Source organism: Streptomyces sp. ATLC9 (assembly GCF_057196705.1).
Window position 1 is genome coordinate 1 of record NZ_JBXUOY010000196.1, and the last position, 10,350, is coordinate 10,350.

Annotated in this window: 7 protein-coding genes; all 7 read right to left on the minus strand. The window is 70.0% G+C overall.

What is annotated here, in order from left to right; genetic code table 11:
• Positions 1 to 261: ATP-binding cassette domain-containing protein (locus tag AC2CJA_RS19040; RefSeq protein ID WP_484603911.1), on the minus strand; the 261-nt coding region annotated here is incomplete at its 3' end.
• 11 nt (positions 262 to 272) lie between these two features.
• Entirely contained in the window at positions 273 to 1,229 is a 957-nt protein-coding gene (locus AC2CJA_RS19045; RefSeq protein ID WP_484603912.1) for an ABC transporter permease, read from the minus strand.
• Entirely contained in the window at positions 1,222 to 2,145 is a 924-nt protein-coding gene (locus tag AC2CJA_RS19050; protein WP_241717467.1) for an ABC transporter permease, read from the minus strand. Before AC2CJA_RS19050 ends, AC2CJA_RS19045 begins: the two co-directional genes overlap by 8 nt.
• 92 nt (positions 2,146 to 2,237) lie before the next feature.
• Positions 2,238 to 3,872 carry a peptide ABC transporter substrate-binding protein gene (locus tag AC2CJA_RS19055; RefSeq protein WP_484603913.1) on the minus strand — a complete coding sequence of 545 codons (1,635 nt, stop codon included), beginning with the start codon at positions 3,870 to 3,872 and terminating at the stop codon, positions 2,238 to 2,240.
• Positions 3,873 to 4,325: 453 nt separating this feature from the next.
• Positions 4,326 to 6,233 (minus strand): translational GTPase TypA, encoded by a 1,908-nt coding sequence (gene typA / locus AC2CJA_RS19060; RefSeq protein ID WP_484603914.1) that lies wholly within the window; start codon positions 6,231 to 6,233, stop codon positions 4,326 to 4,328.
• A gap of 326 nt (positions 6,234 to 6,559) precedes the next feature.
• Positions 6,560 to 8,422 carry a SpoIIE family protein phosphatase gene (locus AC2CJA_RS19065; protein ID WP_484603915.1) on the minus strand — a complete coding sequence of 621 codons (1,863 nt, stop codon included), beginning with the start codon at positions 8,420 to 8,422 and terminating at the stop codon, positions 6,560 to 6,562.
• Between the two features lie 325 nt (positions 8,423 to 8,747).
• Positions 8,748 to 10,350 (minus strand): ATP-binding SpoIIE family protein phosphatase (locus AC2CJA_RS19070; protein WP_484603916.1); only part of this gene is annotated, 1,603 nt, incomplete at its 5' end.

Sequence of the window (10,350 nt, forward strand, 5' to 3'; positions counted from 1 at the left end):
CTCCCCTCTGGGAATCCGCCCCGGCGGCATGTCCAGGATGCCCATGACCGCCTGCGCGGTCACCGACTTGCCCGAACCCGACTCCCCCAGCACCGCCAGCGTCTCACCGGCACGCACGTCATAGCTCACCCCGTTGACGGCTCTGATCACACCGTCTCGCGAAGAGAACTCCACGTGGAGGTCGCGGACCTCCAGCAACGGTCCTTCCCTCTCGCTGTCCCGCGCCTCGGGACCGTTCGCGGTCTTATCGACAGTAATCACGTACGCCTCCCTCAGCGCAGCTTGGGATCGAGGGCGTCGCGCACCGCGTCGCCGAGCATGATGAACGCCAGCACCGTGACACTGACGAAGGTCGCCGGGAAGAGCAGCGGGTGCAACGACTCGCGGACCCGGCCGAGCGACTCGCTGACCATGACGCCCCAGGAAATCGTCGGAGGCTGGACACCAACACCGAGGAAGCTCAGCGTCGCCTCGGCGGAGATGATGACCCCCAGGCTGATGGTGGAGACCACGATCAGCGGAGTGACGGCGTTGGGCAGGATGTGCCGGATCACGATGCGGCTCGTCGAGGCGCCCAGCGAGCGGGCGGCCGTCACGTAGTCGGCCTGCTTCGCCTGGATCACCGAGGAACGCATGATACGGGCCATGCTCATCCAGCCCAGGAGGGTCAGGGCCGCCAGCACGCCCCAGATGCCTCCGACCCGCGACCCGGTCTCGGGGTCGCGGAAGGCGTTCAGGATGACGATGGCACCGACCAGGAACGGCAGGCCCAGGAAGATGTCGATGCCACGGGAGATCACCGTGTCCATCCAGCCACCCAGGTAGCCGGCGACTGTGCCGAACAGGCCGCCGATGATCGCGGAGCCCAGAGTGGCCAGGACACCGACCACGATGGAGGTCCGGGTGCCGTGGATGACCCGGGCGTAGATGTCGCAACCGCGCGCGTCATAGCCGAACCACGCTTCCGAGCTCGGGCTCTGGAGCGAGTTCGACAAGGAACAGGAACGCGGGTCGACACTCGTGAAGAGCCCCGGGAAGGCCGCTATCACACACAGGAACAGGATGACACCGGCTGAGACGATGAAGATCGGTCGGCGCACCAGGTCCCGGATCGCGTCCTGCAGCAGGCTGCGCGATCTGGTTTCACCCGAATTATCCGCGCTGCCGCCGTCACCCGGGGGCGGGACGTCAGCGGCCGTGGGCATGGTCGAAGCGCTGCTGTCAGACATAACGAATCCTCGGGTCAAGCACGGCGTAGAGCAGGTCCACCAGAAGGCTGGCGAAGAGGTACACCAGCACCAGCATGGAAACGAAACCGACGAGCACCGGCCCGTCCTCGATCTGAGTGGCCTTGAAGACGTTGAAACCGACGCCTGGCACGTTGAAAATGCGCTCGGTAACCATGGCGCCACCCATCAGCGTGCCGATGTCGATACCGAGGTAGGTGACCACGGGGATGAGGGAGTTGCGCAGGACGTGTACACCGAAGATTCGCGACTGCGGCAGGCCCTTGGCCTTCGCCGTGCGGACGTAGTCGGTCCTGAGGTTCTCCGCCACGGACGCCCGGGTGAGGCGTGCGATGTAGGCGAGGGAGACCGAGCCGAGCACAATGCCGGGCAGCAGGTAGCTCTGCCAGCCCTCGAGTACGCCCGCCACCGGCAGGATGCCCCACTTCACGCCGAGGAAGAGCTGGGCGGTGGTGCCGATGACGAAGATCGGGATGGAGATCACGGACAGGGTGGAGAGCAGAACGAGGTTGTCCACGAAGCTGCCGCGCTTCAGCCCTGCCATGAGACCGGCCGCGACGCCGATGATCGCCTCGACGATGAAGGCGATCAGGGCGAGCCGCAGAGTGTGGGGCCACGCCTCCGCGATCATGTCGCCAATCGGACGGCCCGCGAGGCTCTGACCGAAATCCCCCTGCACAAGCCCTGAGAGGTAGTACCAGTACCTCACGTACCAGGGCTCGTCGAGATGATACTGCTCGGTGAGAGCGATCCGGACACTGTCCGGCACGGGACGCTCACCGTACAGATTCTGGACGGGGTCTCCGCCGATCGCGAGAGTGAGCGCGAAGATGATGACTGTGGTCCCGATGAACACCGGGATCATCTGCAGTAGCCGCCTGGCGACATACCGGCCCATGGGTGATCCTCCTCATGGTGACGGTGGGGACAGGATCCCTGTCCCCACCGTCAGATCCTGAGTCGTTGTTCAGCCTGTGACTCGAACGACTGTCAGGAGTTCTCGATCTGGTCCAGAACAACGTTGTTGTAGAGGTCGATGTCGACGTTCTTCACGCCCTCGGAGTGACCGAAGACGTTCTTGCCGAAGCGCAGCGGGATGACCGGCATCTCCTCGGCCAGGATGTCCTCGGCCTGCTGCCACTTGGCGATGGCCTCCTCCTCGGTCTCCGCGGAGCGGCCCTCGGCGACCAGCTTGTCGAACTCCTTGTCGCTGAAGCCGTAGTAGTTCGACGAACCGTCGGTGCTGTACAGCGGGCCGAGGTAGTTCTCCATGGACGGGTAGTCCATGATCCAGCCCATCCGGAAGGCGCCGGCGAACTGCTCGTTCTCGACCTGGGTCAGCATCTCGGCGAACTTCGGAATCGGAGTGCCGACGCATTCGACATCGAGGTTCTTGCGGATCTGGTCGCAGGTGGCGTCGATCCACTGCTTGTGGCCACCGTCACCGTTGTAGCCGAGCTGGATCTTGTCCCCCTCGAAGCCCCCGGCCTCGTCCAGGAGCTTCTTGGCGGCCTCGGGGTCGAACTTGCAGGCCTCACCGCAGGTGTCCTCGCGGTAGCCGGAGACCACCGGCGAGACGAAGGAGCGGGCGGACTCCTGCGAGCCCTGGAAGACCACGTCGATGATCTCGTCACGGTCGATGGCCATCGAGATGGCCTTGCGGACACGCTTGTCGGAGTACGCGTCCTCGTACATCGGGTACGCCAGGAACTGGAAGGTGGAGGCCGGGGAGGTCTTGAACCGGTCACCGAGCTCGCTCTGCGCGGTGCCCATCACCTCGGTGGGAATGGTGCGCAGGACGTCCAGGTTGCCGGCCAGCAGATCGTTGTAGGCCGTGTTCTGGTCCTGGTAGACCTTGAAGTCGATGCCGTCGATCTTCGGCTGGTCGCCCAGCTTGTAGTCCTCGTACTTGGTGACGGAGACCAGCTGGTCGTGCTTCCACTCGCCCTTCATCTTGAAGGGGCCCTGGCCGACAGGGGCTTCCTCGTACTTCTCGATGTCCTCGAACGCGGAGTCCGGCATCGGGTAGAAGACCGTGTAGCCGAGCAGCGAGGGGAACCCGGAGAACGGGGCCGACAGGGTGACCTCGATGGTCTTGTCGTCGATGGCCTTGAGGCCGCTGAGCTCCTCGCCCTTGGGCTCGGGGGCCTTCTTCGGGCCCTCCTCACCGTCGGGGTCCTGCGGGTTCAGGTCCTCGTAACCCTCGATGGTCCCGAAGAAGTAGTTCCCGTCCGCGGCGTTCGGACCGTAGGCACCCCAGTTCCAGGCCTTGACGTAGTTCTCGGCCTTGACCGGCGTGCCGTCGTGGAACACGGCGTCCTTGAGCTTGATCGTCCAGGTCTTGTTGTCCTCGGACTCGATCGACTCGGCCGCGGCCATGACCGGCTTGTTGTCCTCGTCGAACTCGACGAGCGGAGTGAACAGAGCCGACAGGACCTGGTTGCCCGAGCTCTCAGTCGTGCTGGCCGGGACGAGACGCTTGGGCTCGCCGATGTCCATGCTGATGGAGCCGCCACTGGCGCCGTCTTCCTTGTTGTCACCGCTGTCGCTGCCGCCACAGGCGGTCGCGGCCAGCGCCACGACTATCGCACTCGCGACCCACTTGGCGCTCATGGCACCGCGCATGGGTATGCCTCCTCAGGAGTCCACTGTTCTCACGGGAGGAGCCGCCCCTCGCACCAGTGCGGCTCCCCGTCTTCGTTGTGGAGCCGTTCACCGATCGACGGACAACCCGCCTACCCGAATTCAATGGACCCAACTATTGGGGACACGAGGCGCGTAGACCACACGTGACGGATCTCGGTTTGGTCACATAACACTCACGCCCCCGATCAGAATCCGGACAAAATAATCCCATACAGACTTACGCGAAACGGACTGTTGATACGGCTTCCGACATTTGAAGTCCGCTCACCGGACGCCCGTGTGCCCTAAAACACTTGACGTGAGACATGAGACATGAGGGCTCGCGGCGACACCGGAACACGCCTCCCCACGCGTTCCGGTGTAATTTCTCTCACCATGCCGACGCCCCGTCCGTCGACTCCCGATCGTCGACGGACGGGGCGCGGGGCCGGGTCAGGCGTGCTTGGCCCGGGAGGCGGCGCGGGCGCGCTCCTTCTGGTCCAGGACGACCTTGCGGATGCGCACGGCCTCCGGGGTCACCTCCACGCACTCGTCGTCGCGGCAGAACTCCAGGGACTGCTCCAGCGAGAGCTTGCGCGGCGGGACGATCGACTCGGTCACGTCGGCGGTCGAGGACCGCATGTTGGTGAGCTTCTTCTCCTTGGTGATGTTGACGTCCATGTCGTCGGAGCGGGAGTTCTCACCGACGATCATGCCCTCGTACACCTCGGTGCCCGGCTCCGTGAAGAGCACGCCGCGCTCCTGGAGGTTGGTCATCGCGAAGGCGGTGACGGCGCCGGCGCGGTCCGCCACGAGCGAGCCGTTGTTGCGGGTCTTCAGCTCGCCGAACCAGGGCTCGTGGCCCTCGTGGATGGAGTGGGCGATACCGGTGCCGCGGGTCTGGGTCAGGAACTCGGTGCGGAAGCCGATCAGGCCGCGGGAGGGCACCACGAACTCCAGGCGCACCCAGCCCGAGCCGTGGTTGGACATGTTGTCCATCCGGCCCTTGCGGGTGCCCATGAGCTGCGTGACGGCGCCCATGTGCTCCTCGGGCACGTCGATGGTCAGGCGCTCGACCGGCTCGTGGACCTTGCCGTCGACCTCCCTGGTCACCACCTGCGGCTTGCCGACGGTCAGCTCGTAGCCCTCCCGGCGCATGGTCTCCACCAGGATGGCCAGCGCCAGCTCGCCGCGGCCCTGCACCTCCCAGGCGTCGGGACGCTCGGTGTCCAGCACGCGCAGCGAGACGTTGCCGATCAGCTCGCGGTCGAGACGGTCCCTGACCTGTCGGGCGGTGACCTTGCGGTCCTTGACGGCCGCCTTGGCGTCCGCGCCCTTGCCGGTGCCGCCCCGGCCGACCAGCGGCGAGGTGTTGGTGCCGATGGTCATGGAGATCGCCGGCTCGTCGACGGTGATCAACGGCAGCGCGACCGGGTTCTCCGGGTCGGCCAGCGTCTCGCCGATGGTGATGTCCGGGATGCCGGCGACGGCGCAGATGTCACCCGGGCCCGCCACCTCGGCCGGCTTGCGGGTGAGCGCCTCCGTCATCAGCAGCTCGGTGATGCGCACGTTCTGCGTCGAGCCGTCGCGCTTCATCCACGCCACCGTCTGGCCCTTGCGCAGCTCGCCCTGGGCCACGCGCAGCAGCGCGATGCGGCCGAGGAAGTTGTCGGCGTCCAGGTTGGTCACATGGGCCTGGAGCGGCGCGCCCTCCTCGTAGGAGGGGGCGGGGACGTGCTCCAGCAGCGTGGAGAAGAACGGCTCCAGGCTGTCGCTGTCGGCCGGGACGGTGCCGTCGGCCGGCTTGGTGAGCGAGGCCACGCCGTCACGGGCGCAGGCGTAGACGATGGGGAACTCGATCTGCTCCTCGTCCGCGTCCAGGTCGAGGAAGAGGTCGTAGGCCTCGTCGACGACCTCGTCGATACGGGAGTCGGGCCGGTCGGTCTTGTTGATGCACAGGATGACCGGCAGCCGGGCCTGGAGCGCCTTGCGCAGCACGAACCGGGTCTGCGGCAGCGGGCCCTCGGAGGCGTCCACCAGCAGCACCACCGCGTCCACCATGGACAGGCCGCGCTCGACCTCGCCGCCGAAGTCGGCGTGGCCGGGCGTGTCGATGATGTTGATGGTGACGGGGGCGCCGCCGTCCTTGGGGTGGTACTTGACCGCGGTGTTCTTGGCGAGAATGGTGATGCCCTTCTCGCGTTCCAGGTCGTTGGAGTCCATCACGCGGTCGTCCACCTGGTCGAGCTGGTGGGCGGCGAAGGCGCCGGCCTGCTTGAGCATGGCGTCGACCAGGGTCGTCTTGCCGTGGTCGACGTGGGCGACGATGGCGACGTTACGGATGTCGTGGCGCGTGGGCATACTGGGGGCGCTTCTCCCGGAATCGTGGATGGCTGCGCGACCGGTGCGTCGCGCGCCCGCCGGGCTGATCATCGCCACGGCCTGTCATCCCTCCATGTTACGGGCCCGGCGCCGGTGGACGGGGCCCTACGGCTCCCTCGGCCCCATGCCCGCACCGCGTACGACCGTAGGCCGCGCCCGTGTCCGCCCGGTGACGCCGGGGTGACCGCCCGCCGACCGGGAGCTTAGCTCCGCACCGGGCGCGGGGCGCGGCGCTCCCGCGAGGGCGGTGTGAGGTGCGGCACTTCCGGGCGCGGCGCCGGGCACGGCGTCCGTGGACGGCCCCCTCAGAACATGCTCAGCAGGGCCTCGACCGAGTCCGACGACCCGGGCTCGCCCTCCTGGGGGAGGGCGAGCTCGAACCAGACCGTCTTCCCCCGCGGGGTACGGCGGCTGCCCCAGCCCGAGGAGAGCAGGTCGACCAGTTGCAGACCGCGTCCGCCCTCGTCGGTGTCGCGGGCGCGGCGGCGGCGCGGCTGGACGAGCCCCGAGTCCCACACCTCGCAGACCAGGGTGCGGTCCAGCAGCAGGCGCAGCCGTATCTCTCCCCCCGGCAGCGCCGGGGGGACCCCAACTCCTGGCCGCACCGGAGGGGCGCCCGCCGCCGGCTGCGCGGAGGAGACCCCCGTGCCGTGGCGCAGGGCGTTGGTGACCAGCTCGCTGACGAGCAGCTCGGTGGTGTCGGCGAGGTCCTCCAGCCCCCACGCGGCGAGCCGCCGGCGGGCCAGTTCACGGGCGCGGGCCACCGAACGGGGCTCGGCCGGCAGCCGCCAGTCGCCCACCGCCCCGGCGGGCAGCCCCTGGATCCGGGCCAGCAGCAGGGCGACGTCGTCCTCGCCGTGGTGGTTCTCCAGCGCGCCCAGCACCTCGTCGCACACGTCCTCCAGCGGGCGGTCGGGGCTCGACAGGGTGGTACGCAGCGCCTGGAGCCCCTCGTCCAGGGGCTGGTGGCGGGACTCGACCAGGCCGTCGGTGTAGAGGGCGAGCAGGGCGCCGTCCGGCAGCTCGACCTCGGTCTCCTCGAACGGCTCGCCCCCCACACCCAGCGGCACGCCCCTGGGGACCTCCAGCAGCAGCGCGGACCGCTCGCCGTCGTCCTCGCGCGGCTCGACCAGCACGGGCGGCAGATGCCCGGCGTTGGCGAAGGCGCAGCGGCGGGTGACGGGGTCGTAGACGGCGTAGACGCAGGTGGCCAGGTACACCTCGGAGAGATCCGCGGCCCGGCCGGACTGGTCGCCGCGTCCGCCGCGGGAGGCGCCCAGCCCCTGGGCGATCTCGTCCAGCGCGCCCAGCACCTCGGCCGGTTCCAGGTCCAGCAGGGCCAGGGTGCGTACCGCGGTGCGCAGTTCGCCCATGGCCACGGCCGCGCGCAGGCCGCGGCCCATCACGTCGCCGACCACCAGGGCGGTGCGGTGTCCGGGCAGCTCGATGACGTCGAACCAGTCGCCGCCCACCTCGCCGGCCGTGCTGCCCGGCAGGTAGCGGCAGGCGATGTCGAGCCCGGCGGCCTCGGGGTCGTCCGGGGGCAGCAGGCTGCGCTGGAGTATGAGCGCGCGCTCGTGCTCCCTGCGGTACAGCCGCGCGTTGTCCACGCACACGGCGGCGCGGGCGGCCAGTTCCGCGCCGAGGGCGGCGTCCCGCTCCCCGAAGGGCTCGCTGCCCATGGTGCGGGAGAACTGGGCCAGCCCCAGCACCCGGCCGCGCGCGACCATCGGCACGGCGAGGGTGGACCGCACCAGGGTGCCCGCGAGGCGCTGGACGCGGGCGGTGCGCAGCGCCTCGGCGTACGGGGAGTCCGCGGGGTAGCTGTGGATGCCGCCGAGTTCGACGTGCTCCGGGTCGGGGGTGCCGCCCGTGTGGCGGCCGAAGGTGATGGGACCGTCGGAGACGGCGCTGGCGAAGGCCACGCGCCGCAGCGGACGGGTGCCGTCCGGGCCCTCCACCGCCCGGGGGTCCTCGCCGGAGAACACCTCCGGGTACAGGTCCACGGAGGCCAGGTCGCAGAACTGGGGCACGGCCACGTCGAGGAGTTCGCGGGCGGTGGTGTCCAGATCGAGGGAGTTGCCTATCCGCGCCCCGGCGGCGTTCAGCAGCGCCAGGGCACGGCGTACGTCGTCGGGCTTTCCCGCCTCGGCCGGAATCTCGCTCAACGCCGCCCCTTCCTGTTCCGGTCCAGCTTTCCCCGGGCGCGCTCCGCCCGGGATCCGCTGGTCCCGTCCACCGCACGGTTTCCGCCACTTTCGGCGGGACCCGGGCCGGTCCCGCTCCCTCTCTCTCCTAACCAGGCGGAGTCCGCCCGAACCTCACGCCGTGGCGGCCCGGTCGTCCCCGGCCGGTCCCGGCGGCGGCACCGCGGCCGGGAGCGGGGGCACGCGGTATGGCGTGGCGCAATCTTTCCTTTGTGCCGGACACAGCGTCAAGGCGCAGGTGAGGCCGCTGTTCCGGTACCGGGGGTGGGATCGAGCCCACCTTCCGTCACGGCAGGCCCAGCTCGAACCACACGGTCTTGCCGATCGGTCCGTGGCGGGTGCCCCAGCGGCGCGCCCCGCGGGCGACGAGCCGGATGCCGCGCCCGCCCTCGTCGTCCGGGGCGGCGGTGCGCTCGCGGGGCGGGACGGGCAGCGGGTCGGAGACCTCCACCAGCAGGGAGGTGCCGCGCACCATCCGTACGCCGATGGGCCCGTGGGCGTGGCGCATGGAGTTGGTGACCAGTTCGCTGACGAGCAGCACGGTGTCGTCGGTCAGCGCCTCCAGCCCCCAGCCGCGCAGGACGCCGCGGACGGCCTCGCGGGCCCGGCGTACGGCGCGCGTCTCGGCGGGGAAGTTCCAGGAGGCGGCGCTGCCCTCGGGGAGGCCGCCGAGCCGGGCCAGCAGCAGCGCCACGTCATCCACCGAGCCCACCGGTCCCGGTGGGACCGCGGAGCCCGCCGGTCCGGCGCCCGGGTCCAGATCGCCGAGCACCCGGTCGCAGACGTCCTCCAGGAACGGCTGGGCGGGCAGGTCGCCGAGCAGCGACATCAGGCGGTCCAGCCCTTCGGTGATGTCCTCGCCGCGGTGCTCGATCAGCCCGTCGGTGTAGAGCACGAGGACCGCCCCCTCCTCCACCTCCAGGCTCAGGGACTCGAACTCCACCCCGCCGACGCCCAGCGGAGCGCCCGGCGGCGCCTCGACCGGGGCCACGTCCCAGCCGCCGCCCCGGCCGGTCAGCAGCAGCGGCGGCACATGCCCGGCGGTGGCCAGGGTGCACCGGCGGGTGGAGGGGTCGTAGACGGCGTAGACGCAGGTGGCCATCAGGGGCTCGTCGGTGCCCTGGGCGAGGTCGTCGGCCAGGTCGTTGACGCGGCGCAGCAGTTCGTCGGGCGGCAGGTCGAGTGCGGCCAGGGTGCGCACCGCCGTGCGCAGCTGCCCCATGGTGGCCGCGGCGCGCAGCCCGTGGCCCATCACGTCGCCGACGACGAGGGCGACCCGGCCGCCCGCCAGGGGGATCACGTCGAACCAGTCGCCGCCCGCCTCGGCCTCGGCCTCGCCATGGCTGCCGCCGGGGACGTAGCGGTAGGCGATCTGCACGCCGGGGGGCGAGGGCACCTGCTGGGGCATCAGGCTGCGCTGGAGCATCAGGGCGCTCTCGCGCTCGCGGGCGTAGAGGCGGGCGTTGTCCAGACTGATGCCGGCGCGCCCGGCCAGTTCCATGGTGAGCGCCAGGTCGTCGCGGTCGAAGGCTGCGCGGCCCTCGGCGCGGCTGAGCAGCAGCAGCCCCAGGACGGTGCCCCGGGCGCGCAGCGGGACGACCATCAGGGAGTGGACCTTCAGATCGAGGGCGGTCTGGACCCTGGGATCGCCCGGGTAGGAGGCGGAGACCAGTTCCTCGCGGGACATCACCAGGTGGGGGGCGGCCGAGGTGAGCACGCTCTCGAAGACCGACCCCCTCTCCAGGGCGATGTCCTGTCCGACCCTCAGAATCCGCTCCACCACCGGGCCGCGGTCCTTGGCCGCGGCGCCGAGCTGGAGCAGCGGGGGGGGGGGGGGGGCGGGCGGGCGGGGGGGGGGGCCGGCCGGGGGGGGGGGGGGGGGGGCGTGG

Excerpts from the sequence above, each read along its gene's own strand:
- AC2CJA_RS19045 (WP_484603912.1), bottom strand. The coding sequence starts at position 1,229 with ATGTCTGACAGCAGCGCTTCGACCATGCCCACGGCCGCTGACGTCCCG.
- AC2CJA_RS19055 (WP_484603913.1), bottom strand. The coding sequence starts at position 3,872 with ATGCGCGGTGCCATGAGCGCCAAGTGGGTCGCGAGTGCGATAGTCGTG.
- typA (WP_484603914.1), bottom strand. The coding sequence starts at position 6,233 with ATGCCCACGCGCCACGACATCCGTAACGTCGCCATCGTCGCCCACGTC.
- AC2CJA_RS19050 (WP_241717467.1), bottom strand. The coding sequence starts at position 2,145 with ATGGGCCGGTATGTCGCCAGGCGGCTACTGCAGATGATCCCGGTGTTC.